This is a genomic window from Bradyrhizobium sp. CCBAU 53421 (assembly GCF_015291625.1).
Lineage (GTDB): Bacteria > Pseudomonadota > Alphaproteobacteria > Rhizobiales > Xanthobacteraceae > Bradyrhizobium.
This window is the reverse complement of sequence record NZ_CP030047.1, coordinates 2,825,363-2,848,804: the sequence shown is the minus strand read 5'-3', so window position 1 is coordinate 2,848,804 and position 23,442 is coordinate 2,825,363. Positions and strand designations below refer to the sequence as shown.

Below are 23,442 nucleotides of genomic sequence, written 5' to 3'. Positions count from 1 at the left end.
CCTTTTTACTTGGGGCGGTCTGAGTGGAGATTCGTCCATGTTCAAAGCACTCATCTCCGGAGCTGTCGCCATTGGCCTCGTCGCAGCTCCCGTAGCCGCAGGTGCGATGTCGACCCAAGACAAGTCCATGTCGACGCACCACAAGACCCACAAGGTCCATCACGCGCAGAAGAAGACGATGGCGCCCGGCACGACGACCGGCATGTCGAGCGGAACAACGACCGGGCAATCGACCGGCGCCAAGGCCAAGACGGGATACTGAGCGCGTTCGGCGCCGCAGGGCACGCTGACAAGCGTTGATATCAACGGCGTGCCTTCACGAGCCACGCACGAGATGAGGTGATGTCACCCCATCTCGGCGATGCGGCGCGCGTAAAGCCGCCGCAGCGGCTCGAGTTGGGTCGCGGCGGTGGCGGCTAGGTAGGCCTGACGCGCTTCGTCCTTGCGGCCGAGGCGGCGCAGCAGGTCGGCCCGCACCGCGGGCAGCTGGTCGTATCCCTTGAGGCTGCCGCGCGCGTCCAGCGCGTCGATCAGATCGAGCGCGCGCGCTGGGCCGTCGACCATCGATACCGCGGCGGCGTGATTGAGTTCGATCACCGGCGACGGGCTGATGCGGAGCAGCACTTCATAGAGACCGGCGATCTGCGGCCAGTCGGTATCCTTGTAGCTCGGCGCCCGGGCGTGCAACGCGGCGATCGCGGCCTGCACCGCGTAGGATTGTGGCCGGCCGGGCATCTGCAGCGCCTCTTCGACCAGCCTCACGCCTTCGGCGATCTGCTTGATATCCCACAGCGAACGGTCCTGCTCCTCGAGCAGCACGATGTCGCCGCCTGCGGTCTGGCGGCCGGCACGGCGCGCGTCGTGCAGCAGCATCAATGCCAGCAGGCCCTTGATCTCGCCGCGCGCCGGAATCAATCCATCGAGCAGCCGCGCCAGCCGGATCGCCTCGCGGGCAAGATCGGGCCGCATCAGATCCTCGCCGGCGGTCGCGGCATAGCCTTCGGTGAAGACGAGATAGATCACCGCGAGCACGCCGGTGAGGCGTGGCTCCAGCGCCTCGCGCTCCGGCACCTCATAGGGAATGCCGGCGAGCTTTATCTTCTGCTTGGCGCGCAACAGGCGCTGCGCCATCGCGTCCTCGGTCGCCAGGAACGCGCGCGCGACCTGCGCCGTCGTCAGCCCGCACACCGTGCGCAGGGTCAGCGCAACCTGGACCTCGGCGGCAAACGACGGATGGCAGCACGTGAAGATCAGCCGCAGCATGTCGTCGTCGAGCGTCGCATCGGCCGGCTCGGGCGATGGCTCCGCGTCCAACAATAATTGATGCGTCAATTCCTGCTGCTTGCCGCGAAACGAAACCGCGCGGCGGACGCGGTCGATCGCCTTGTTGCGGCCGACATTGACCAGCCAGGCGCGCGGATTGGCGGGGAACTCGCCGATCGGCCAGCGCTGCAGCGCGACCGCAAAGGCATCCTGAAGCCCATCCTCGGCCAGATCGAAATCGCCGACGAGCCGGATCAGCGTGGCGAGCGCCCGGCCCGCCTCGTCGCGAAACACTTTTTCGATCTGGCTCGGGGTCATGGCCATCGATCGTTGCTCAGCGGCCGCGCCAGAGGACGCGGCCGCTGCATTCATGATGCGACAATGGCGTCATCACGGGTTGTCGTAGATCATCACCGGCCTGACTTCGATCGAGCCGGTCTTGGCGCCGGGAATCCGCGCCGCGAGGCCGAGCGCGGTGTCGAGATCCTTGGCCTCGACCAGATAATAGCCGCCGAGCTGTTCGCGGGTCTCCGCGAACGGTCCATCGGTCGTCAGCGTCTTGCCGTCACGGACCCGCACCGTGGTTGCGGTCGACACCGGCTGCAGCCCGTCGCCGGCCTTGAAGTGCCCGCTCTGGATGATCGACTGGGTGTAGGCGCCGTACTCCGCCGTCACTGCCTTGCGCTCGTCAGCGGTCATGTGGGCGTATTGTGCGTCGCTCCGGTAGATCAGCAGCAAATATTGCATCTCGTCTCTCCTATTGATCGGCTGGATCGCCGACACCCAGTCGAACGGGCGGCATGCAGGACGACAGGGTCAGGATAAATTATTTTTGGCCGGCGTGAGTGCATCTCCAGCCCGGAGGCGGGCGGAGCCGCCAGGTGCTCATATCTGATAATTCGATATCAACGGCCAATGTTATTCGTTTGTTAAATTCATGGCAGCGCGTAGGCTTACATCGGACATCAGGAGGACTGGCCATGAAGGCGCTGCGTCAGCTGATCGCCGATGAAGGGCTGACCCTCGCGATACTGGCGGCGGTCGCCTCGGCGACTGGAATAGCGTTTGGCTTCGGTGCGGAAGCCGACATCGTGGCCTCGATGCTGATCATCGGTCTTGCGACGGCACTGGCGGAAACCCGCCTGCGATCGGGAAAATAGCTGGCGTTGCCACGAGCAGCCTTACGAGGACGCTCCGCCCTGCTGCGCGGCGCGGCGCCGCAAGTCCTTGAGCTCCTCGAAACGCTTGGTCACGTCGCGCATCACCGCCACGGTGCCGGCGACCTTATGCTCGGCGTCATGCAGCATCACGATGGTGAATTCGACGGAGATGCGCGTGCCATTCCTTGTCAGCGCGGGCACCGACAACAAATTCCCCCGACCGTAACGGCTGGTCCCGGTCGCCATCGTGTGCCGGAACCCGGCCCAGTGACGCGCGCGCAAGGCTTCCGGAATGATCAGGTCGAGCGATTGCCCGACGGCTTCCTCGGACGTGAAACCGAACACCCTCACCGCGCCGGGATTCCACAGGGTAATGCGGCCTTCGGCGTCGGTCGCAACGATCGCGTCGGACGCGCCGTTGAGCAATGCATCTCCCACGGCTGCCGCAATGTCCATCGACTGATCTCCTGCTGATCCCGATCCTGCTCTGGACTCTGATGTCCGCGCTGACAAGCGAAGAATGCCGATGCAACCGATCGGCGATGCCGATATCAACCCGCGTTCAGCGCCGACGCCGCGTGCCGGACCTGGCCGGCGGGATCTCGGTCGCGGCGTGGATCTGGTTTGCGGCGAGGCGATGCATGATCGCGATCGCCTGCGCCAGATGGTCGTCCTGGCGATCGGCCGGATAGGCGACATAGGCCGGCATCGCAAAGGCGGGAGCGCCGGCGACGGCGTGCAGCCGCCGCGCCTTCAGCAGCGGCTCGACGATCCGGCGCGCGAAGAAGCCGGAGCCGCCATTCTCCAACATATGCTGCAATCCGAGCCAGCCGATGTTCACCGTCAGCGCAGGGCCTGAGAAGTTCGGAAACAGCGTCGCGTGACGCGCATAGAATTCCGGTCCCCAATCGACATAGACATAGCCCTGCCCCGGCTCCGGTGCGCTCTTCGGATCGGTCGACACCAGGATGAGCTGCTCCTCGAACAGCTGCTCGACCTTGAGGCCGGGGCGGCTCTGCGGCGTGTACATCACGCCGATATCGATGCGTCCCTCGACCAGGCCCTGCATTAGTTCGGGCTCGAGCGCGCTCTCGGCGCGGATCGAGATATCGGGATGCGCCCGCGTCATCAGCGGCAACCAGCGCAGCAGATACTCTTCCCAAAGCCCGATGCGTCCGCCGACCACCAGCGCCGCGGAAAACCCCTTGGGGATCCCGACATCGTGGCGCGCCTGCTCGACGGTGCGGACCAGCACCGAGGCGTGGCGCTGAAACTGCTTCCCGGCCGGCGTCAACGTGGTGCCGGCCTTGTTGCGCACGAACAGCACGCAGCCGAGTTGCTGCTCGAGGGTGTGAATGCGGGTGCTGACCGTCGACTGGCTGACGTGAAGCCGTTCCGCCGCGGTGATGAAGTTGCCGGTGCTCACCACCATCAGGAACGTCCGGGCCAGTTCGGTGTCCATGGTGGCCTCAACCTTGGTTCGACTAAATCGATATCAAAGGCTCCTGCTTCGCGGATGTCAAAATCGAGGGCCTGCGGCCGGTTAACCATCGCAACCGCTTGACGCGGGCGGGCAAAGCCCGCATGCACAGGCCGTCAGTCGGCCGGACGGCCGCTCCCGCTGGTGCCGAAAGGCCGCGGGAGAGGAAAGTCCGGGCTCCATCGACATGCGGTGCCGGATAACATCCGGCGGGGGTGACCCCAGGGAAAGTGCCACAGAGAACGAACCGCTCCCTCCTCGGAGGAAGCAAGGGTGAAAAGGTGCGGTAAGAGCGCACCGCGTTTCCGGCAACGGAGACGGCATGGCAAACCACACCGGGAGCAAAACCGAATAGGGACGGCAACGCGGTTAGTTCGCGCATGCGCGATAACACCGCAGGGCGATGTCAGGCCCGCTGTCCGGGTAGGTTGCTCGAGGCAAGGTGCGAACCTTGTCCCAGAGGAATGGCCGTCGCGTACCATTCGCAAGAATGGTGCCCTACAGAACCCGGCTTACAGGCCGGCTGATATCTTGGAGTATGAGGGGCTCGGCGCAACACGCCGGGCCCCTCGCCATATCCGACGCCACGAATCCATCCCATTTGCTAGAGTGCCCCTTGCGGAGGATCGCAGATGGACCTTCAGAAGATCATGGCGAAGGCGCGAGATATCGCCAAAAGCACCGGCACGATCACGACGGAACAGCTCAGCGGCTTATGTCCCAATAGCATGGAGTCGGAAGATATCGCGGCGCTCTTTACCGCTCTGCGGGCCGAGGGAATTCGCCTCAAGGACGACGACGCAGACAAGTAGGCACCACTGTGCTTTGCCGCTATGGCAAAGCGATCGAGGCACCATCCGAGATTGCACAGTTGCGGATTGGCAATCCAGCGGCGTCGGCGCTATGATCCGCCGGAGCTGAACGTCTCCTTCTGCCCGAGATTCAAGCAATCAAACGGAGGAATGGGTCATGTCGGTCGCCTGCAAGTTCGAGCGCAGCATCCTCAGCCACGAAGAATATGAAGCAATCCACCTGACGCATCATCCCGCCATCTATGACGTCGAGGTGGCTGAGCTTGAGGCCATGCGCCCCCGCTTGCGCAAGATGCGCGACAAGGAAAGATCGGTCGGCCGACAGAAGCAGCGAGAGAGCCGCGGCAAGGCCGAGGCTCGCGGGGCAAGCTTTCCGGGAACCGCCACGCATGCCTCAGAGCGAAAGCAGGTGTTCGCGGCGGCGCTGAAGCGGGTGAATACCGAGCTCAGCCGTCAGCACAATTTGGCAGCCCGGACGGCACATGTCGAAGCAGCTCGAAAGGCCCTCGCGCTGCACCGGGCCGCGAACTTCACGACCCGTCCGTCGGCCGGAGCCACCGCGGGCGAAGGCATGGCGTCGAAGCCAAGCGAACGCCGAAAAAAGATCATTGCTGGCGCGAAGATCGGACGAGTGTCGCAGGCAACGAAAGTCGCTCAGGCCATACGCGACGCGCGGTGAATAACCCCGGGCAAACCAACGCCTCTAATTGATCTGGTGCGACGCTCCGCATCGCACCGGAATGACGGCTCGTCAGGAAACGATCCCCTGCAGCATCGCCATCAGCGCCTCCGGCGCGGTGACGTTCGGCGAGTGGCTGGCGTCGATCTCGAAATAGCGCCAGCCGGCTTCATTCTTGATGCGCCTGGCGAACTGGCCAAACGTGTCGGCTTGGGTGGTGCGGGTGGCGTAGACGTAGCTGCGCGGCAAATTCGTCTCGCCGTGCTGCAGCTTCAGCTTCTGCTCGAAGCATTTGATCGGCATGTCGACGCGGCGCGCGGTGAGCCATTCGACATCTGCGGGAGACGTATCCGGCGGCGTCGGCATCGGCGGGATGCGCCAGCCGTCGCCGTCGCACGCGAGCTCGCGCAGGGTCTCGATGGCCCCTTCGTTGAGATCGAACAGCGACTGGCCGTCGCGCGGCACGAACGCATCGATATAGATCATCTGCGCGATGCGCTCGCGCGCCCGGTCGGCGACGCCGGTCGCGACCATGCCGCCGTAGGAATGGCCGATCAGCACGATGTCGCGCAGGTCCTCATATGAGATGACGTTGAGCATGTCGTGGATGTGCGCCTCCAGGTCGAGCCCCTGATGTGCAAGATGCGCGCGCTCGCCGAGCCCGGTGTAGCTCGGCGTGATCAGCCGGTGCCCGGCCGCCTGCATCAAGGGATGCATCTTCTTCCACGCCCAGCCCGCCGACCAGGCGCCGTGACAGACCAGAAAGGTTTTCGACGAGTTCGCAGTCATGGGGAAGCTTCCATTCCGATTGTCGTTGATGAACCGTGATTTTGAAGTGTACCCGTCGCCTGCGTCGTGTAAACGTCGCGGCAAAACATGATCGTCATTCCGGGATGGTCCGAAGGACCAGACCCGGAATCTCGAGATTCCGGGTTCGATGCTTCGCACCGCCCCGGAATGACGACGAGGGAGAAAGCAACTGAACCCGGCGAGCTACGCCATCCTGTTCTTCGGCGCGCTTGCCGGTGGTTTCGTCTCCGGCCTCGCCGGCTTCGGCACAGCGCTGATGGCGCTCGGCATCTGGCTTTATGTGCTACCGCCGACGCTTGCGGTGCCGCTGGTGCTGGTGTGCTCGGTGATCGCGCAGGTTTCGACGCTGCCGTCGATCTGGAAGACGATCGATTTCCGCCTGGTCTGGCCGTTCGTGATCTGCGGCCTCGCCGGCGTGCCGATCGGCATCTTGCTGATCGCGCGGGCCGACCCCGAGGTCTTCAAGCTGACGATCGGCGTCTTCCTCCTGGTGTTTCCGACCCTGCTGTTCCTGCAACGCAAGCCGATGTCGATCGCCTTCGGCGGCAAATGGGCCGACGGCGCGATCGGATTTGCCGGCGGCATCCTCGGCGGGCTTGCCGGATTGTCCGGCCCGCTCCCGATCCTGTGGGCGAGCGTGCGCGGCTGGGGCAAGCAGCAGCGCCGCGGCGTGTTCCAGATCTTCAACTTCACGATTCTGGCGGCCGCGCTTCTGGTCCAGATCGCAAGCGGCCTGGTGAAACCCGAGCTGATCTGGCTCGTGGCCTGCGCGTTTCCGGGAACCCTGCTCGGCGCGTGGCTCGGCGCGCGGCTTTATCATGCTCTGAGCGACCGCAATTTTTCCGACGTCGTGCTGGTGCTGCTGTTCCTGTCCGGCGTGGCGCTGGTGTGGAACGGGCTGGCGCCGAAATAGGTCGACGGCGCGTAGCTGACGGGAACGCCCATCAGCCACGCGCCATCGCTTACTCCGCCGCAGCCTGACCGAACTCGGTCGCCTGACGCTCGAACAGGCCGCGGTAGATACCGCCCGCTCGTACGGCAAGCACCTCATGCGTGCCCTGCTCGACGATCTCGCCGCGATCGAACACCAGGATGCGATCCATGCTGCGCACGGTCGACAGCCGGTGCGCGATCACGATCGAGGTGCGGCCCTTCATCAGCCGTTCCATCGCCTGCTGGATCAGCGCCTCGGATTCCGAATCGAGGCTCGAGGTCGCCTCGTCCAGGATCAGGATCGGCGCATCAGCCAGGAAGGCGCGCGCCAGCGCCACGCGCTGCCGCTCGCCGCCCGACAGCTTGACGCCGCGCTCGCCCACCAGCGTGCCGTAATCCTTCGGCAGCCGCATGATGAAGTCGTGCGCATTGGCAAGCCGCGCCGCCTGCTCGATCGCCTCCATGCTGGCGCCCGGCCGGCCGTAGGCGATGTTCTCCGCCAGCGTACGGTGAAACAGGATCGGCTCCTGCTGCACGATCGCGATCTGGCTGCGCAGCGATTGCTGCGTCGCCTTGGCGATGTCCTGACCGTCGATCAGGATTTTGCCGCCGGAGACGTCGTAGAGCCGCTGCACCAGCTTGACGAAGGTCGTCTTGCCGGAGCCGGAGCGCCCGACCAGGCCAACGCGCTCACCGGCATCGATGTCGACCGACAACCCGTCATAGAGCGGCCGGCGATGACCGCCATAGTGGAACGTGACATCGTCGAACACGATGCGGCCGCCCTGGATGTCAATCGGCTTGGCATCGACCGCATCGACAATGCCGAGCGGCTCGCCATGGATCTGCACCAGCTCCTCCATGTCGTTCACCGAGCGCTGCAGGTTGTTGATGTGCATGCCGACATCCCGCAGGTAGGCGTGGATGATATAGTAGCTGGTCAGCACATAGGTGACGTCGCCCGGCGTGGCGGCGCCCTGCGCCCACAGCAGGATCGCGCCGCCGACCACCGAAGCGCGGAAGCACAGCAGCACCAGCAGTTGCGCCGTCGAGGTGCGGTTGTAGCGGAACCAGGTCCGCTGCACCCGCCGGCCCCAACGGCTGATGACGCCGTCCAGCCGCATCTCCTCGCGCGTTTCGGCACCGAACGACTTCACCACCGCGTTGCAGGTCAAGGCGTCGGCCAGCGTACCGCCGACCTTGGTGTCCCACGCGTTGGAGACGCGCGCAGCAGGCGCGACGTAACGCACCTGGAACACCATGGTCATCGCGACATAGATCACCGAGCCGATGAAGATCACCGCGCCGAGCTGCGGCCAGTGCAGCCCGAGCAGGATCATCGAGCCGACCAGCACGACGAGCGACGGCAACAGCGCCATCAGGATGGTGTCGTTCAACAGGTCGAGCGCCCACATGCCGCGCGTGATCTTGCGCACGGTGGAGCCGGCGAACGAATTGGCGTGCCAGTCGGTCGAGAAGCGCTGCACGCGCATGAAGGCCTGCTGCCCGATATCGGACATCATCTTCAGCGTGAACGGCACGATGGTCTCGATACCGATCAGCCGCAGCAGCAGCGACAGCGCACCGAGGCCGACGATGGCCCCGAATGCCAGCATCGCCGCGTGGCGCGCGGCGGCATCGGTGGCGCCCGCGGTCAGCGCGTCGACCAGATGGCCGGAGAACACCGGCATGAACAGGTCGGCCGCGGTTGCGCCGAGGAAGCCTGCCGTCACGACGGAGGCACGCAACGGCTGTTCCAGCCAGTGGCGAAACACGAAGGGCAGCACGATCCGGATCGCGGCCGGTCGTTTGGTCGTTTGAGTGGTCATGGCACATTCCGGCCACGCTCTTGCAGCGCAGGCCGGCTCCATCTGAAGCGACAAGCAGACGGAATTCGACTGCCATTGTCACTGGAAATTGTAGATAAGGTGTTGGGAAGTTTGGGTGATCGGGGATCAGGCCCGATCAGCGCCAGGAGCTAACGCGAAACTGCGTCGAGCCCCATCGAACGCGGGCGCGCGATCTGCGAAATAAACGTCTTCATGCGCATCTCCCCGGTTCGAGCAAACAATGCGCTGCTTATAAATGCATCACGCGCGATTGGCAAGATGACAAGCGCGTGAGTGCGGCAATGTGTCGATGATGCCAGCTATTCACGCCAACAGGCGCACGGCGCACGCGAAGCCGATGCGCTCAATGCGCGTCGCCACCGCCGGCGGTCATCGACGGCGGCTTGTTGACGAACAGCACGAGAAGGCTGAGGCCGACATAGAACAGCGACAGCATGAAGAAGGCGTCGCCGTAGCTCATCACCTGGGCCTGGCGGTGCACGATCTGGGAGAGCTGCTTCATCGCCATGGTGGTGGCATCGCCCATGCCCTGCAGGCGCTGGGCGAAATTGTTGAGGGTCTCGACCGCAGTCGCGTTGCCCCAGGTCATGCGATCCTGCAGCCGCGAGATGTGCAGGTCGGTGCGGTCGTTGAGCGCCTCGTTGATCAAGGCGAGCCCGACCGCGCCGCCGAGATTGCGCATCAGGTTGAACAGGCCGGAGGCGTTCTTGACCCGGTCCTGCGGCAGAGTCGCCAGTGCGATGTTGTTGGTCGGCACCATCGCGCACATCATGCCGATGCCGCGCAGGATCTGCGGCACCAGGAGCTCGTAGAAATCGTACTCGCGCGTGATCCAGGTCATCTGCCAGGAGCCGAGCGCGAAAGTGACGAGGCCGAAGGCGATGATGTAGCGCAGATCGACCTTCTGCATCAGCCGGCCGACCACCGGCGCCATGAAGAACATCGTCATGCCGGAGATGAACATGGTCTCGCCGATCATCAGCGCGCTGTAGCCGCGGATCTCGGCGAGATAGCGCGGGTAGACGTAAGTCAGGCCATAGAGCCCGATGCCGATGCAGAACTGCAGCACGCAGCCCACCGCGAAGTTGCGGTTGGAAAAGGCATAGAGATCGACGATCGGCTCCTCCGCGGTCAGCACCCGCCAGAAGAAGGCGATCGCCGAGACGAAGCAGATCGCGGCGCAGATCGCCACCGAAGTGTCCTGCAGCCATTCATATTGGGGACCTTCCTCGAGCACATATTCGAGCGAGCCGAGGAAGCCGCCCATGAAGATCAGGCCCCACCAGTCGAAGCGATCGAGCAGCGCGAAGTTCGGCTGGTCGAAATCGATCAGCGCCAGCACGCCGACGGTGATGATGATTCCGGGCACGATGTTGATGAAGAACAGCCAGTGCCATGACATCAGATCGGTGATGTAGCCGCCGACCGTGGGCCCGACCGTCGGCGCCAGCGTCGCGACCAGCCCGATGATCGGCGCCACGATGTGGAACTTGGAGCGCGGGAAGATGGTGTAGGCCGAGGCGAACACCGTCGGGATCATGCCGGCGCCGAGGAAGCCCTGGAGCGCGCGCCACACGATCATCTGCTCGATCGAGGAGGCGAAGCCGCACAGCAGACTGGACGCCGTGAAGCCGAACGCCGAGATCGCAAACAACAGGCGGGTGCCGAGCGCTCGCGACAAGAACCCCGACAAGGGAATCGCAATCACCTCGGCGATCAGATAGGCGGTCTGCACCCACGACACTTCGGTCGACGACGCCGACAAGCCGGCCTGGATCTCGGTGAGCGAAGCCGACACGATCTGGATGTCCAGGATCGACATGAACATGCCGAACACCATGATGATGAAGGCGACCACCCGCTTGGGCTGGAGCGTTTCGGACTCCGAAGCGCCGGTCATCATCGAGGGCGAAGCAGTGGTCGCGTCGGCCATGGGCTCATCAGGCTCCGAGCTTCGGACTGCGTCCGAAGCATCAAGACATCACTGCGGATGGATCATCATCGGCGAGTCGAGATCGGTATCCGCGTCGGCATCGGCCGCACCCTCGCTTGTGTCGACAGTGGTATAGACCGACATGCCGGCGCGCAGCAGGCCCTGCTTGGCGACGCTATCAGGCACGCGGATGCGGACCGGCAGGCGCTGCACGATCTTGGTGAAGTTGCCGGTGGCGTTGTCGGGCGGCAGCAGCGTGAACACCGAGCCTGCCGCCGGCGAAATGCTGTCTACGATGCCGGTGAACTTGCGGAAACCGTAGGCGTCGACCTTGATCGTCACCCGCTGACCGGTGCGAATGCGCTTGAGCTGGGTCTCTTTGTAATTGGCGTCGATGAAGACGCCGGCGAGCGGGACCACATTGCCGAGCCGCTGGCCGACATTGATGTAATCGCCGGTGTTGACCAGGCGATTGGAGAAGGTGCCGTCGACCGGCGCGCGCACCTGGGTGAAATCGAGATCGCGCTCGGCCCTGGCGAGCTGGGTTTGCAACTCGGCGAGCTGGGCGCGGGCCTCGGCCTGCTGCGCCTTGGTGACATCGACGTTGCTCTTTGCGGCGTCGTAGGCCGCCTGCGCCGAGCGCACGGCGGCCGCGCCCTGATCGCGGCCGGCTTCGGAGACTTCGAAGGTGGCACGCGAGGCAAAGCCCTTGGTGCTCAGCGCCTGCTGGCGATCGAAATCGAGATCGGCGCGCTTCAGGCCGGCTTCGGCGGAGACGAGCTGCGCCTGCGCCTGCTCGACCGCGCTTTGGGCGGCCGCGACCTGGCGGCCGATGCGTTCGATCGTTGCCTGCTGGGTGCCGATCCGCGTGCGGGCGGCGTCGATTGCGATGCGATAGTCGCCGTCATCGATCCGGAAGATCACATCGCCGGCGCGCACCAGCGCGTTGTCGCCGGGCAGGATCGCCGCGATATGGCCCGCGACGCGCGCGCCGAGCATGGTGTTGTTGGCACGGACATAGGCGTCATCGGTCGAGACGTAGAAGCGGCCGACCATCAGGTAATAGGCGGCATAGCTCGCGGCGGCGAGCGCGAGCAGGCTGACGATGCCCATCAACACGAACCTGCGCTTGCCGGATTTCGGCGCAGCCGCGGCGGGCGACGCTGCCGGCTGCTCCGGCGCAGAAGCGGGCGGCGCCTCGGCGGGACGCTTGTCACCAGGACCTTTGGCTTCATCGCCACGGCCGTGCTCGCCGAGATCGGCGGATGCCTCGCGCGCCATCGCGTCCTCGGCCATCTCAGGCTCGGAACGAACAATGCGTGCAGCCTGATCCCGTGCTGCGGCCATAACCAAGGCTCCCCAGAAAAAATCTCAATGCCCGCAATGGCGGAAAAAGGGCCGTGCGGCGCATCGTCACTCCCACCAATACCATTGACCGAACGGTTCGGTCAATCTATATTCCCGCCCAGAGAGTTATAAGGCTTCGATTCTTCCCGTACTGATTCTGGGTTGAGTTCTTTCCCGAGAAGCTAAATCAATGGTTGCAGCGCCCCCAAAGCCCCTTCACCTCGTCGCCAGCGACGAGGAATCCTCGAAGCGCCGCCAGATCCTGGACGGCGCCCGCAAGGTATTCATGGACCTCGGCTTTGACGGCGCCAGCATGGGCGAGATCGCCCGCGCGGCCGGGGTATCGAAGGGCACCCTGTACGTGTATTTCCCCGACAAGGCCGGGCTGTTCGCGGCGATCGTCGAAGAGGAGAAGCTCGAGCAGGGCAAGGTCGCCTTCAACTTCGATCCGGCCCGCGACGTCGACACCACCCTCCCCGAATTCGGCCGCGCCTATGTCGCGGTGCTGTGCCGACCCGGCGGCGGCTCGGCGATCCGCACCGTGATGGCGATCGCCGAGCGGATGCCCGAGCTCGGCAGCCGGTTCTATACCCATGTGATCGCCCACACCGTCGACCGTTTCGCCGCCTATCTCGAGGCGCGCGCCGCGCTCGGCGAGCTCGTGGTCGACGACTATCAGCTCGCGGCCTGGCAGTTCATGCAGATGTGCCAGGCGACGCTATTCCAGGCGTTCATCTTCCAGGCCAATCCGTCGCCCTCGCCGGAGCGGATCGCGACCGTTGTCGACAGCGCGACGCGCGTGTTCTTCGCGGCGTACCGGCCGAAGGCTGATTGATGGCGTCGAGTTAGCGATCGCGCAAATCCCAATCCCGTCATGCTGAGGTGCTCGCGCAGCGAGCCTCGAAGCATGCACGGCCACCGACCGGGCCGTGCATCCTTCGAGGCTCGCAAGCGCTCGCACCTCAGGATGACGGGATTGAGAGAGACGCTCAATCCACCGTGATCGTCACACGCCCGATTTCGTTCAGCACCGCCGGGCGCTGACCGCCATACGCGCCGCCCTTGAGCACGGCCGTATAGGATCCAGCCGCGCGATAGACGTGCGTCCGTCTGAAGCCGCGGACCGGTGAGATCGTGTCATCGGTTCGGCCATCGCCGAAATCGAGCACGACCACGCCCTCGGGCATCCCCGGGCCCGTACCGGTGAAGGTCACCTCGAGCGGCGCCGCGCCCGAGATCGGGGTAGCGGCAAGTGCACTCGTCGCGTTCATCTGCGTCGTCGCGGTCATGTCGATCACACCAAGGATGATTGCGGAGATAGCAAATGCCGGCAAACGCCACGTCATTTCGAATGTCCCGATCATCCATCCGCCGCAACCAGATTGCGGCGGATGGTTTCTTGAATCAAGCGACGCAACCTCATCCGGCTCAGACCAGATGGAAATCGCCTGCGTGCGCTTGCAGCTCCGCCGCCTTGATCCCGGCAAAGGTGATCGTGTCGCCGAACGCGTCCGTTATGACGGCGCCGGCGGCGGTATCGACCGTATGATTGAGTAGCATGTCGTTCACGCCGGAGAAGATCGACTTGTCGAGCTGTACGGCGTCATTGTGCGAATCGAAATCCGTGATCACGTTGGCGCCGAAATGCGGGCGGAACAGGAACGTGTCCGGCCCGTTGTTGCCGGTCAGCGTGTCACCATCGCCGCCGATCAGGACGTCCGGCCCGTTGCCGCCGATCAGGATGTCGTGCCCCGCGGAGCCGTCGAGCACGTCCTGGCCGTTGCCGCCGTTCAGCGTGGTATGGCTTCCCGCCTGGTAGTCGACGCCGGGATTGAACACGACGATGCTCAGCGTCGACGACGCGGTTGCGCCATGCGGGTCGGCGATCGTGTAGTCGAAGGTGTCTTGGGCAACGATCTGCGATGGCAAGCCGCCCTTGTTGGCGACATAGACATAGCTGCCGTCGGCATTCAGCGTCAGCGAGCCGTAGATGCCCGCGATGGTGTGCCCGACATTGCCGGCCACCCCGTCGACCGCGCTGACCACCGAGTGACCCTGATCGTGGATGTCAGGATCGGTGTCGTTGGACAGCACGCCGTGTGACGCGTCGACCGACAGCGTCGACTTCTTGGCCGTGCCGTTGCTGTCCGCGACGGCGATCGGCGCGTCGTTGGCGCCGTTGATGGTGACGACGACATCCTGCGTGACGGCTCCGCCCTGCGCATCGTCGATGACGACGGGCACCGTGACGGTGAGGCTCTCGCCGACCGACAGGAAATCGAGATCCTTGTCGACGATGCTGTAGCTCCAGTCGATCTTGCCTGCGTTGGTATTGCCGGCCTCGGGCATGATCGTAAAGGCTGCCTCGAGCGAAGCGATCTGCGTCGGCGTGAGCTCCGACGTGTAGTCGTGCGTCGCGTCCTGCCAGGTCACCGTCTCGGCCGCGGTGTCGATCGTCGCGGTCGGCCGGTCGTTGAGATCGGGATCGGTGAATGCGATCGCGCCGGAGGTCGCATCCGGCGTCGAGCTCCCGGTGACGCCAGGCAATTCGCCGATCGTCCCGGTCAGGTTGGACAGTGCCGGCACCACCGACACGGGATCGTTGGTGCCGGTGAAGACGACCGTGATCTGCTGGGTCGAGGTGTCGCTGACGCTCGAACCGGTGTGGTGGTCGGCCACGGTGACGTCGTAGACCACGGTCAGCGTCTCGCCCGCCGCCAGGAAGTCCAGGTTCTTGTCGGCCAGGTCGAACTGCCAGTTGAGCGTCCCGCTGGTGCCGTCGACGCCAATCGAGTCGGTCAGCGCCGTTGCCAGCGCCGCCTGCGTCGCGAGCGGAACCGTGACGCCGCCGGACCAAGTCGCGGTATCGAACGCGGCACTCGCGGTGTGGGTGTCGCCGACATTCGCGTCGGTAAACGTCAGTGTGCCGAGAAGTTCCTGCAATGAAGACGAGTTCGTGGTGTTGGCCAATTCGGTCAGCGGATGCGGCGATCCCGGATCGGGCGCCAGCACCGGCGGCCGGTTCAGCACCTCGGTCTCGTTGAAGGTGCCGTCGGCGAACTGGAATTTCTGGATGTTGGTGACGGTGTCGGTCCCATCGGGTGACCCGCCGCGCTGGTCGGCAATCTGGATCGCACCGCTGCCGAGCAGTGTCGCGATGTATTGCAGCCGGCTGCCACTGTAGACGACCGTGTTGGTCCCGCCCCCACCGTCGATCGTGTCGTTGCCGCCATTGCCGCGAAGCACGTTGTCGGCGGCGTTGCCGACGATCGTGTCATTGCCCGAGCCGCCATTGGCATCCTCGATCAGCGACGCGGTCTCGCTCGGGTTGTTCGGATCGATCAGCGCATTGGCGATGTTGCCGCGCGCGAAATACTCGGCGCCACCCGCCCCGTCATTGCCGAGATCGGCGCGCTGCGCGTGCGCCGCGCTGGTGTCCAGAATGGTCCAGGCGCCGGGATTGAGATCGATCGAGAGGTTGGTCGTGTAATTGGAGAAGTCGTAGGTGTCGGTGCCGCCGCCATCCCACAGCGTCATCAGCACGAAATTGCTTTGCGGCGCGCCCTGCCCGACGCCGTCGATGAACTCCTCGCCGGTGGTCGGGCTCCAGGTGTAGGTGGTGTTGCCGTTGTGCGCCGTGGCACCATAGTTCGCGCCGTACATGTACTGGAGCGCGGCGATGTCATCCTGCATGTAGGTGGTCGGATGATCGGGCGCGTTGTCGCCATTGGTCGCATTGTCGCCAGGAAACTGGCTGTAGGTCATCACCGAGTATTCGTAGGAATTGTGATCGGCGGGCAGCGCGGGGAACGTCACGCCGTGCCCGTCCTGGGTGACGTGGCCATGCTTCAATCCGAGATTATGGCCGGTCTCGTGCATGATGCCGGCGGCATCCTGGAAGCTGCCGAGCACCGGATTGGTGTAGCCGCCGGTGACGAACCAGGCGTCGCCTTGCGCGCCCATCGCGGAGAACGGCGCGTTGCCGTTGTATCCGAGTTCGGGCGGATTGGCCTCCGCGGTGCCGGGCGCATTGCCGGGAACGTGTAGCCCGGTGTGCTGGGCAATGCTGCTGTCGTCGGTGTAGTCGATCTTGTCGGCATTGGCGTAGCGCAGCGTCGCGCCGGCGCTCGTCGTCTCGGTGAAGGTGAGGTTGGTGAAGCTTGCGACGTTGGCAAGCGCCGTACGCACCGCCGTCTGCTGTGCCGCGGTGAAGGCGCTGAAATTGTCGATCTCCTGGTAGCCGTATTCAGCGCTGCTGGTGGGAAACGAAAACGTCAGATCCTGCGCGCCGCCGGATCCCCACTCCCATCCCCAGAGAATGCCATCGATGTCTTGATTGCCGGACAGATTAACAACTTGAGTCATGGAAAAACTCCGTCTTGGGTGAAATGAAAAACGTCCCCAATTCCGTTCAGTTGTCTTGCTGACGTGCGCTGCAATCCTTTCTGCTGAGGGTGATTCCGATTTCGAGATTTGCGACGCGAAGGCCGCTGGATCCGGGATTCACGAGCGCCGCACCTGAAATCTGCGGCGGCGCGCGAGATTGTTAAGCTTGTGGCAACTACAAGTCAAACGTGTTTCTGAATATGACAAAACCATAAATTGTTATATGAATTCGTCGAAAATTTTGTGCGTGTCAGGCCGGGTTCTGTGGGCAGTTTCATTCTGTGAGAGTAGTGTGATCGTCACGGACAGGGAGGCGCGATCCGTGACTCCAATCACACGGGATCATCTCACACGGGATCATCGTCGATGAGCGATCTCAACATCCGACATATGCGGCCGGACGAGATCGCGCTTGCGGTGGACTGGGCAGCGGCGGAGGGATGGAATCCCGGCCTCACCGATGCGCCTTGCTTTGCCGTCGAGGACCCGCAGGGGTTCTTCATTGGCGAGCTTGATGGAGAACCGGCAGCGGTGATCTCTTGCGTCAACTACGGCGCGCAATTTTCTTTCCTCGGCTTCTACATCGTACGCCCGGATCTGCGCGGCCGCGGCTACGGCCTGAAGATCTGGAATGCGGCCATCGCGCATGCGCATCCGCGCGTGATCGGGCTCGATGGCGTGGTGGCGCAGCAGGCGAACTACCAAAAGTCCGGCTTCGCGCTCGCTTACGCCAATGTACGCTACGGCGGCACCGTCGCCGCACCGGCCGCGCCGAATACCGGGGTCGTCGCGCTGGCCGATCTGCCGATGGCTGTGATCGAAGCCGATGACGCCACGGTGTTTCCCGCGCCGCGCCCGGCCTTCCTGCGTGCCTGGATCAATACGCCGGGACATATCGGACGCGCGCTGATCCGCGACGGCAGACTGGCCGCCTGGGGCGTGATCCGACCATGCCGCAGCGGCCGCAAGATCGGTCCGCTGGTTGCCGACGACCGCGCCGGCGCCGAGGCTATCCTGTCCGCATTGCTCGCGAGCGCAGGCGGCGGCGACATCTTCCTCGATGTCCCCGCGGTCAACCGCGATGCCGTCGCGCTGGCGCAAGGCCTCGGGCTTGCGCCGGTGTTCGAGACCGCGCGGATGTACACCGGCGCGATCCCGCGATTGCGGGTCGATCGCGTATTCGGCGTCACCACGTTCGAGCTCGGCTAGATAAACCTCTGCGTTCAAATGCCGCATAATCGCGGACGCGGTTCCTGTGAAACGGCTCATAACGCGATTATTCAACAGAGAAGTATACCTCTGGTTGATCGGGAGAGCCAGTCCAGCGCACTTCCGCGCGCTGCGCTCGTCCGCAACAGATGGAGGTGTCACATGGCGTTCCTGTTTTTCAACTTTCGCAGCATGGGCCTCAGCGAGGCGCTCGCCAATATCGGCGAGCTCAAGGGCGTCGTCGCCAACACGCTGAAGCAGAACGGCTTCACCGACGTCGTCAATACGCAGTCGGAGGTCGCCGGCAACAAGAACGGCGTCCGCGTGTCCATCCTGCATCTGCACAATGTCGATCGGCAGTTCTGGCAGGTGTTCATGGCCGGCGGCGATACTGCGGCCACCAAGCAGACGCTCGACGACGTCGTGAACAAGGTGGAGCACCTCGCCTTTCTCTAGAGCCGGTTCTGATTGAATCGGAGCTCCGGGCTCGGCGTCGTGCGAAATCCCGCGGGCAAGCCGCGGGGATTTGCGCGGCTAAAGCGCGATGAGATCAGGTTGAAACGTCATCGCGCTTTAGCTCGCTGTTTAAGCATGATCCCTTCGGAAAACCGCTTCGCACTTTTCCGGATCGTGCCCTAATTCGCCGCGGCGTTGACCTGCGGCGCGGCGACGTTGTCCTGCTCCAGCTCCTCTGGCAATCCGGCGAAACGCCTTAGTGCCTTCGCCATCTTCGCGCGGCCGGCGACGGCCGTGATGATGACGTCGACCATCACGAACGACGAGTGGAAGTGGCCATTGCCCTTGAGCTGCTCGACCTTGACGCCGGCTTTCGCGAGGGCGTCGCCATAGGCATTGCCCTCGTCGCGCAGCGGATCGAACTCTGCGGTCGCGATGAACGCCGGCGGCAGGCCTTCGAGCTTGCCGCGCAGCGGCGCGACGCGCGGATCGGTGCGGTCGGCCGGCGAGCAGTACAGGTCCCAGAACCAGAACATCAACCCGCGGGTCAGGAAGTAGCCGGCCGCATTGTCGACATAGGACTGCCGATCGAACGAGGAATCGGTGACCGGGCAGATCAGGAGCTGGCCTGCGATCTCGGGCCCGCCGCGATCGCGCGCGAGCTGGCAGGTCACCGCCGCGATGTTGCCGCCGGCGCTCCATCCCGCGACCAGCACCGGCCCTCCCCTGCCGCCGAGCTCGGCAGTGTGGGCTGCGATCCAGCGCGTCGCCGCATAGCCGTCCTCGGCCGCCGCCGGGAAGCGATGCTCCGGCGCGTGGCGATAGCCGACGCTGACGATGATCATGCCGGTGCGGCGGCACAGATCGCGGCAGAACGGATCGTCCGACAGCTCGTCGCCGAGCACCCAGCCGCCACCGTGGAAATACACCACGATCGGGTGCGGCCCCGGCGTCGCCGGGCGATACAGCTTGTATGGCAGCGGACCATCCGCGCCCTGCAGCACGCCGCTGCCGACCTCGCCGACCGGCCGGCCGAAAGGACGGCCCTTGTTGAACTCGGTCAGGAAGTCGCGTGCGCCCTGCGCGCCCATCGTCTCGATCGGCGGCAGGTTCATCTCTGCCAGCATGCCGAGCACCAGCCGCACATCCGGCTGCAAACGCACCACCTCGCCGTCATTGCACTGCTCGGCAACGCCGGGACCAGTGAGCTTGAAGCCGAGCATGCCGCGGCCGACCACCTCATTGCAGATGCTGCGATAGGGACCGACGCCGCCGGTATAGGGCATCACGCCCTGCGGCTTGCCGGGCACGTTGGCGCCCGTGTACCAGGTGTTGGCGAGCCGGTGCAGCGTCAGCGTCGCGCAGTCGGCCATGTGGCGTTCCCAGCCGGCCTGTGCGGTCTCGGTTGCTTCCATCGTGGTGAAGCCGGCGTCGCGCAGCGCGGCGATGCGGTCGACCACCCAGTCGACATGCTGCTCGATCGAGACCGCCATGTTCGACAGCACCGACGGGCTGCCGGGACCGGTGATCATGAACAGATTGGGGAAGCCCGCGACGGTGACGCCGAGATAGGTCTGCGGTCCGTGCGCCCAGACGTCCGACAGCGACTTGCCGCCGCGGCCGGAGATCGGATGTACCGCCATGATCGCGCCGGTCATCGCGTCGAAGCCGGTGGCAAACACGATGACGTCGACGTCGAAGCTGCGCCCGCTGGTCGAGATGCCGCTGGCGGTGATCGCCTTGATCGACTCCTGCCGCAGATTGACCAGCGTGACGTTCGGCCGGTTGTAGGTCGCGTAGTAATTGGTATCGAGGCAGGGCCGCTTGGCGCCGAACGGATGATCGTGCGGGGCGAGCGCCGCCGCCGTCTCCGGATCCTTGACCACGGCGCCGATCTTCTCGCGGATCAAATCGGCGACCAGCCTGTTGCCGTCGACATCGACGGCCTGATCGGCCCAGAGCTGGGTCAGGATGTGGACGAGATCGCCCGCCGCCCATGCCTTCTCGAATCGCTCGCGGCGCTCGGCGTCGCTCAACTGCCAGCTCACCACGGTCTGCTGCGGATACGGCACACCGGCCATCGACCAGCGCGCCTGGTCGCGATAGGCCGCGCGGTCGCTCTCGAAAAACGTCTTGCGATCTTCCGGCGCCGGACCGTTGCCGGCGGGCAATGCGAAGTTCGGCGTGCGCTGGAACACGGTGAGTTGCGCGGCCTGCTCGGCGATCAGCGGGATCGACTGGATGCCCGACGATCCAGTGCCGATCACGGCGACGCGCTTGCCCTTGAGATCGACGCCCTGGTGCGGCCAACGGCCGGTGAAATAGATCTCGCCCTTGAAGTCCTTGACGCCGTCGATCTCCGGCGGCTTCGGCGACGACAGGCAGCCGGTCGCCATGATGTAGTAGCGGCACGAGACCTTGGCGCCGTTGTTGGTCGAGATCAGCCAGCGCGAAGTCGCATCATCCCAGGTCGCCTGCGTGACTTTGGTGCCGAACCTGATGTCGCGACGAAGGTCGTAGCGATCGGCGACGAAGCCGAGATAGCGCAGGATCTCCGGCTGGGTCGCGTATTTCTCCGACCAGGTCCAGGCCTGATCGAGCTCGGGATCGAAGGTGTAGCTGTAGTCGATGGTCTGGATGTCGCAACGCGCGCCCGGATACCGGTTCCAGTACCAGGTGCCGCCGACATCAGCGCCCTCTTCGAGCGCAACCGCCGAGAAGCCCGCCTTGCGCAATCGATGCAGCAGATAGAGACCGGCGAAACCGGCGCCGACGACTACGACGTCGACTTGCTGGGTGGTTCCGCCGTGGGTGGAGTCCGAAGCGCGTGCTGCAACTGCTGCGTCTGGCATGCCATTCCTCCCGTATGTTTTGATTTGACGGAAGGCTAGCCCTGGGCTTTCAGTTTGTCATCACGACAAACGCAATCTGAGGTCGCCGCAATTGTGACGCGTGCAGTCTGGAGCGCGACGCGCAGCGCGTAGACGCAAGTGGCTTGTCGCTCTGCTTGTCCTCGGTTGCAGACTAAGGAAAGAGAAACTGAATTACTGGACCTCGGCGATCTTCGGTCCGGATGACGGCATTTGGGCATTCGTTGCCGAGGGCCGGTTCGACGGCGATGCCGGGTCCGGCGATCGGAGGGCGGCGTCGGGCGCCGCCTGGGATGGTCGATGCGCGGAGGTTGACGGAAGCACGATCACCTTCGCTCCGACTTTCACCCGCGCATAAAGATCCACGATGTCGTCGTTGGTCAGCCGGATGCAGCCGGACGAAACCCGCTTGCCGATCGTATCGGGCTTGTTGGTGCCGTGAATTCTATATTCGGTATCGCCCAGATACATCGCCCGAGCGCCGAGCGGATTGGTGGGGCCGCCTGCCATGAACCGCGGCAGATAAGGCTGACGCAAAAGCATATCCGCAGGCGGGCGCCAATCCGGCCATTCTGTCTTGCGGGCCACGGTCTGTTCACCGGACCATGTGAAACCTTCGCGGCCAACACCGATGCCGTAGCGCATCGCCTGGCTGTCGTTCAGGACGAGATAAAGGAATGTGTTTCCGGTATCGATGATGACGGTGCCCGGCGGCTGGTGACTGGCGTAGTCAACCGCCTGCCGAACAAATTTTCCGGGACCATCAGCGGCTTTGGGCGGTTCGACCAGAGGCGCAGGCGCCGAGACTGGAGCCGGAGCTGGGGCCGAGATTGGAGCCGGCGCCGACGCTGATACACGAACTGGAGTTGATATGTGAGCTGGCGTTGACGGTGCCAGGGCTTGCTGCGCGGACGGCTTGCGTATCGGTTGAACGTTCGCCGGGCGAGACAGCAAGCCGTACCCCAAAGCGGCAGCGGCCACGACGCCAACAGCCACTCTTCCGGTCACCGGTAATGCGAGCGCTTCTGTCTTTCCACGTTTGGCCCGCTTACCCATATCTTTCTCCGGATTGCTATGCCCGGAGGTACCCAGCAGATTTTAACAAACTTCGAAGCGATTTCGCTCAGGCGGGAAATCACCCAGCGTCGTTAACGCCAACTGGGGCGAGTGTGAAAGCCTCAGATCGACCGCATCAGGCCGCCATCGACGCGGATGTTCTGGCCGGTGATGTAGCCGGCGCCGTCGGAGACGAGGAAGGCGATGGTCGCCGCGATCTCCTCCGCCTTGCCGTAGCGCTTCATCGGCACGCTATCGCGGCGCTCATCGGTTCCCGGCAGGCTGTCGATCCAGCCCGGCAGCACGTTGTTCATGCGGACATTGTCGGCCGCGTAGCTGTCGGTGAACAGTTTGGTAAACGCGGCGAGCCCGGCGCGGAACACCGCAGAGGTCGGAAACATCGCGCTCGGCTCGAAGGCCCAGGCGGTGGAGATGTTGACGATCGCCCCCGACTTCTGCGCCTGCATGTGAGGCGCAACCAGACGCACCGGGCGGATCACATTCATCAGGTAGACGTCGAGACCGGTGTGCCACTGCTCATCGGTCAATTCGAGCACCGGCGCGCGCGGGCCGTGGCCGGCGCTGTTGACCAGCGCATCGATGCGGCCCCAGCGCGCCATCACGCCGTCGACGGCGCGCTTCAGATCATCGTTCGAACGGTTCGAGCCGGTGAAGCCGACGCCGCCGAGCTCGGCCGCGAGAGCTTCGCCCTTGCCTGACGACGACAGGATCGCAACGCGAAATCCGTCTGCGGCAAGCCGCCGCGCCGCGGCCGCTCCCATGCCGCTGCCGCCTGCGGTGACGAGTGCGACCTTCTCCAAAGCCATGACCTGGCATCCCTGTTGATGACGAACCTGGTGAAAGCTCTTTTATCAGGGATCGCGCGGCGCGACAGCAGGTCTACCGCGCAATGTCGCACTACTTCCGGAACACCTGCTTCGAACCGGCGTCGAACCTCGCGACCGGGCGGTCCATCTGCCACAGTTCGATGTCATGGCGGTCGACAAGACGGCCCGCCGATATGACGGCCTGATCGTCATCGACGCAATCCATGTTGACCACGCCGATGGATCGGCTGTGCGGTCCGACGATATAGGCGCGATATGTCGTCATCTTCGTCCTCCGGCTGTTGCGGCGAAGATGCGTGTGAGGGCGTAGGAATTCGAGCAGGTCTGCTTCGAGATTTTATAAAGACGGA

The 23,442-nt window shown here is 64.3% G+C and carries 22 protein-coding genes and 1 other RNA gene; 9 read left to right on the top strand and 14 right to left on the bottom strand.

Annotated elements, in window-relative coordinates; all coding sequences use genetic code 11:
* Positions 1 to 37 precede the first annotated feature (37 nt).
* Complete coding sequence (locus tag XH92_RS13410) at positions 38 to 262, top strand: hypothetical protein (protein ID WP_194459628.1); 225 nt, start codon at positions 38 to 40, stop codon at positions 260 to 262.
* Positions 263 to 345: 83 nt separating this feature from the next.
* Here the strand turns inward: XH92_RS13410 and XH92_RS13405 are convergent, their stop codons facing one another.
* On the bottom strand, positions 346 to 1,581 hold the full coding sequence (locus XH92_RS13405; RefSeq protein ID WP_194461246.1) for an RNA polymerase sigma factor: 1,236 nt from the start codon (positions 1,579 to 1,581) through the stop codon (positions 346 to 348).
* 72 nt (positions 1,582 to 1,653) lie between these two features.
* Complete coding sequence (locus XH92_RS13400; RefSeq protein ID WP_194459627.1) at positions 1,654 to 2,010, bottom strand: YciI family protein; 357 nt, start codon at positions 2,008 to 2,010, stop codon at positions 1,654 to 1,656.
* Positions 2,011 to 2,243: 233 nt separating this feature from the next.
* On the opposite strand from XH92_RS13400, the gene XH92_RS13395 reads away from it, so the two are divergent.
* On the top strand, positions 2,244 to 2,423 hold the full coding sequence (locus tag XH92_RS13395) for a hypothetical protein (RefSeq protein WP_194459626.1): 180 nt from the start codon (positions 2,244 to 2,246) through the stop codon (positions 2,421 to 2,423).
* A 21-nt stretch (positions 2,424 to 2,444) separates the two neighbouring features.
* On the opposite strand, the gene XH92_RS13390 is transcribed toward XH92_RS13395, so the two are convergent.
* Positions 2,445 to 2,879 (bottom strand): PAS domain-containing protein, encoded by a 435-nt coding sequence (locus tag XH92_RS13390; RefSeq protein WP_194459625.1) that lies wholly within the window; start codon positions 2,877 to 2,879, stop codon positions 2,445 to 2,447.
* Between the two features lie 106 nt (positions 2,880 to 2,985).
* On the bottom strand, positions 2,986 to 3,885 hold the full coding sequence (locus XH92_RS13385) for a LysR family transcriptional regulator (RefSeq protein ID WP_194459624.1): 900 nt from the start codon (positions 3,883 to 3,885) through the stop codon (positions 2,986 to 2,988).
* Between the two features lie 134 nt (positions 3,886 to 4,019).
* Between XH92_RS13385 and rnpB the strand changes: the two genes are divergently transcribed.
* The 3 genes from rnpB (at position 4,020) to XH92_RS13370 (ending at position 5,394) form a co-directional block, all read left to right on the top strand.
* Positions 4,020 to 4,434, top strand: an RNA gene (gene rnpB / locus XH92_RS13380) — RNase P RNA component class A.
* Between the two features lie 101 nt (positions 4,435 to 4,535).
* On the top strand, positions 4,536 to 4,715 hold the full coding sequence (locus tag XH92_RS13375) for a hypothetical protein (protein WP_194459623.1): 180 nt from the start codon (positions 4,536 to 4,538) through the stop codon (positions 4,713 to 4,715).
* Positions 4,716 to 4,872: 157 nt separating this feature from the next.
* A complete protein-coding gene (locus tag XH92_RS13370) occupies positions 4,873 to 5,394 on the top strand; it encodes a hypothetical protein (RefSeq protein ID WP_194459622.1) in 522 nt (173 codons plus the stop codon).
* A gap of 72 nt (positions 5,395 to 5,466) precedes the next feature.
* On the opposite strand, the gene XH92_RS13365 is transcribed toward XH92_RS13370, so the two are convergent.
* Positions 5,467 to 6,183, bottom strand: coding sequence for an alpha/beta fold hydrolase (locus tag XH92_RS13365; RefSeq protein ID WP_194459621.1), 717 nt, complete (start codon positions 6,181 to 6,183; stop codon positions 5,467 to 5,469).
* A 190-nt stretch (positions 6,184 to 6,373) separates the two neighbouring features.
* On the opposite strand from XH92_RS13365, the gene XH92_RS13360 reads away from it, so the two are divergent.
* A complete protein-coding gene (locus XH92_RS13360; RefSeq protein ID WP_194461245.1) occupies positions 6,374 to 7,117 on the top strand; it encodes a sulfite exporter TauE/SafE family protein in 744 nt (247 codons plus the stop codon).
* Positions 7,118 to 7,166: 49 nt separating this feature from the next.
* On the opposite strand, the gene XH92_RS13355 is transcribed toward XH92_RS13360, so the two are convergent.
* From XH92_RS13355 to XH92_RS13345, 3 genes are all read right to left on the bottom strand, one after another.
* Positions 7,167 to 8,966 (bottom strand): ABC transporter ATP-binding protein, encoded by a 1,800-nt coding sequence (locus XH92_RS13355; RefSeq protein WP_246788393.1) that lies wholly within the window; start codon positions 8,964 to 8,966, stop codon positions 7,167 to 7,169.
* A 364-nt stretch (positions 8,967 to 9,330) separates the two neighbouring features.
* Positions 9,331 to 10,920 carry a DHA2 family efflux MFS transporter permease subunit gene (locus tag XH92_RS13350; RefSeq protein WP_194459620.1) on the bottom strand — a complete coding sequence of 530 codons (1,590 nt, stop codon included), beginning with the start codon at positions 10,918 to 10,920 and terminating at the stop codon, positions 9,331 to 9,333.
* A gap of 48 nt (positions 10,921 to 10,968) precedes the next feature.
* Complete coding sequence (locus XH92_RS13345; protein WP_194459619.1) at positions 10,969 to 12,267, bottom strand: HlyD family secretion protein; 1,299 nt, start codon at positions 12,265 to 12,267, stop codon at positions 10,969 to 10,971.
* A gap of 190 nt (positions 12,268 to 12,457) precedes the next feature.
* On the opposite strand from XH92_RS13345, the gene XH92_RS13340 reads away from it, so the two are divergent.
* Complete coding sequence (locus XH92_RS13340; RefSeq protein ID WP_194459618.1) at positions 12,458 to 13,102, top strand: TetR/AcrR family transcriptional regulator; 645 nt, start codon at positions 12,458 to 12,460, stop codon at positions 13,100 to 13,102.
* Between the two features lie 154 nt (positions 13,103 to 13,256).
* Here XH92_RS13340 and XH92_RS13335 read toward each other — a convergent pair whose 3' ends face one another.
* On the bottom strand, positions 13,257 to 13,613 hold the full coding sequence (locus XH92_RS13335; protein WP_194459617.1) for a PKD domain-containing protein: 357 nt from the start codon (positions 13,611 to 13,613) through the stop codon (positions 13,257 to 13,259).
* A gap of 82 nt (positions 13,614 to 13,695) precedes the next feature.
* On the bottom strand, positions 13,696 to 16,632 hold the full coding sequence (locus tag XH92_RS13330) for an Ig-like domain-containing protein (protein ID WP_194459616.1): 2,937 nt from the start codon (positions 16,630 to 16,632) through the stop codon (positions 13,696 to 13,698).
* A gap of 387 nt (positions 16,633 to 17,019) precedes the next feature.
* Here XH92_RS13330 and XH92_RS13325 point away from each other — a divergent pair, with 387 nt between their 5' ends.
* Positions 17,020 to 17,862, top strand: a complete 843-nt coding sequence (locus XH92_RS13325) for a GNAT family N-acetyltransferase (protein WP_194459615.1) — start codon at positions 17,020 to 17,022, stop codon at positions 17,860 to 17,862.
* A 162-nt stretch (positions 17,863 to 18,024) separates the two neighbouring features.
* Positions 18,025 to 18,318, top strand: coding sequence for a hypothetical protein (locus tag XH92_RS13320; protein ID WP_194459614.1), 294 nt, complete (start codon positions 18,025 to 18,027; stop codon positions 18,316 to 18,318).
* Positions 18,319 to 18,497: 179 nt separating this feature from the next.
* Here the strand turns inward: XH92_RS13320 and XH92_RS13315 are convergent, their stop codons facing one another.
* The 4 genes from XH92_RS13315 to XH92_RS13300 form a co-directional block, all read right to left on the bottom strand.
* Positions 18,498 to 21,170, bottom strand: coding sequence for an alpha/beta hydrolase fold domain-containing protein (locus XH92_RS13315; RefSeq protein ID WP_194459613.1), 2,673 nt, complete (start codon positions 21,168 to 21,170; stop codon positions 18,498 to 18,500).
* A gap of 192 nt (positions 21,171 to 21,362) precedes the next feature.
* Positions 21,363 to 22,244, bottom strand: a complete 882-nt coding sequence (locus XH92_RS13310; protein WP_194459612.1) for a L,D-transpeptidase — start codon at positions 22,242 to 22,244, stop codon at positions 21,363 to 21,365.
* A 122-nt stretch (positions 22,245 to 22,366) separates the two neighbouring features.
* Positions 22,367 to 23,071 carry an SDR family oxidoreductase gene (locus XH92_RS13305; protein WP_194459611.1) on the bottom strand — a complete coding sequence of 235 codons (705 nt, stop codon included), beginning with the start codon at positions 23,069 to 23,071 and terminating at the stop codon, positions 22,367 to 22,369.
* Positions 23,072 to 23,162: 91 nt separating this feature from the next.
* Complete coding sequence (locus XH92_RS13300) at positions 23,163 to 23,357, bottom strand: hypothetical protein (protein WP_194459610.1); 195 nt, start codon at positions 23,355 to 23,357, stop codon at positions 23,163 to 23,165.
* Between the last annotated feature and the right edge of the window lie 85 nt (positions 23,358 to 23,442).

Excerpts from the sequence above, each read along its gene's own strand:
- XH92_RS13310 (WP_194459612.1), bottom strand. The coding sequence starts at position 22,244 with ATGGGTAAGCGGGCCAAACGTGGAAAGACAGAAGCGCTCGCATTACCG.
- XH92_RS13315 (WP_194459613.1), bottom strand. The coding sequence starts at position 21,170 with ATGCCAGACGCAGCAGTTGCAGCACGCGCTTCGGACTCCACCCACGGC.
- XH92_RS13330 (WP_194459616.1), bottom strand. The coding sequence starts at position 16,632 with ATGACTCAAGTTGTTAATCTGTCCGGCAATCAAGACATCGATGGCATT.
- XH92_RS13385 (WP_194459624.1), bottom strand. The coding sequence starts at position 3,885 with ATGGACACCGAACTGGCCCGGACGTTCCTGATGGTGGTGAGCACCGGC.
- XH92_RS13410 (WP_194459628.1), top strand. The coding sequence starts at position 38 with ATGTTCAAAGCACTCATCTCCGGAGCTGTCGCCATTGGCCTCGTCGCA.
- XH92_RS13345 (WP_194459619.1), bottom strand. The coding sequence starts at position 12,267 with ATGGCCGCAGCACGGGATCAGGCTGCACGCATTGTTCGTTCCGAGCCT.
- XH92_RS13390 (WP_194459625.1), bottom strand. The coding sequence starts at position 2,879 with ATGGACATTGCGGCAGCCGTGGGAGATGCATTGCTCAACGGCGCGTCC.
- XH92_RS13395 (WP_194459626.1), top strand. The coding sequence starts at position 2,244 with ATGAAGGCGCTGCGTCAGCTGATCGCCGATGAAGGGCTGACCCTCGCG.
- XH92_RS13305 (WP_194459611.1), bottom strand. The coding sequence starts at position 23,071 with ATGGCTTTGGAGAAGGTCGCACTCGTCACCGCAGGCGGCAGCGGCATG.
- XH92_RS13340 (WP_194459618.1), top strand. The coding sequence starts at position 12,458 with ATGGTTGCAGCGCCCCCAAAGCCCCTTCACCTCGTCGCCAGCGACGAG.
- XH92_RS13400 (WP_194459627.1), bottom strand. The coding sequence starts at position 2,010 with ATGCAATATTTGCTGCTGATCTACCGGAGCGACGCACAATACGCCCAC.
- XH92_RS13300 (WP_194459610.1), bottom strand. The coding sequence starts at position 23,357 with ATGACGACATATCGCGCCTATATCGTCGGACCGCACAGCCGATCCATC.
- XH92_RS13350 (WP_194459620.1), bottom strand. The coding sequence starts at position 10,920 with ATGGCCGACGCGACCACTGCTTCGCCCTCGATGATGACCGGCGCTTCG.
- XH92_RS13370 (WP_194459622.1), top strand. The coding sequence starts at position 4,873 with ATGTCGGTCGCCTGCAAGTTCGAGCGCAGCATCCTCAGCCACGAAGAA.
- XH92_RS13375 (WP_194459623.1), top strand. The coding sequence starts at position 4,536 with ATGGACCTTCAGAAGATCATGGCGAAGGCGCGAGATATCGCCAAAAGC.
- XH92_RS13335 (WP_194459617.1), bottom strand. The coding sequence starts at position 13,613 with ATGACGTGGCGTTTGCCGGCATTTGCTATCTCCGCAATCATCCTTGGT.
- XH92_RS13320 (WP_194459614.1), top strand. The coding sequence starts at position 18,025 with ATGGCGTTCCTGTTTTTCAACTTTCGCAGCATGGGCCTCAGCGAGGCG.
- XH92_RS13355 (WP_246788393.1), bottom strand. The coding sequence starts at position 8,966 with ATGACCACTCAAACGACCAAACGACCGGCCGCGATCCGGATCGTGCTG.
- XH92_RS13325 (WP_194459615.1), top strand. The coding sequence starts at position 17,020 with ATGAGCGATCTCAACATCCGACATATGCGGCCGGACGAGATCGCGCTT.
- XH92_RS13405 (WP_194461246.1), bottom strand. The coding sequence starts at position 1,581 with ATGACCCCGAGCCAGATCGAAAAAGTGTTTCGCGACGAGGCGGGCCGG.
- XH92_RS13365 (WP_194459621.1), bottom strand. The coding sequence starts at position 6,183 with ATGACTGCGAACTCGTCGAAAACCTTTCTGGTCTGTCACGGCGCCTGG.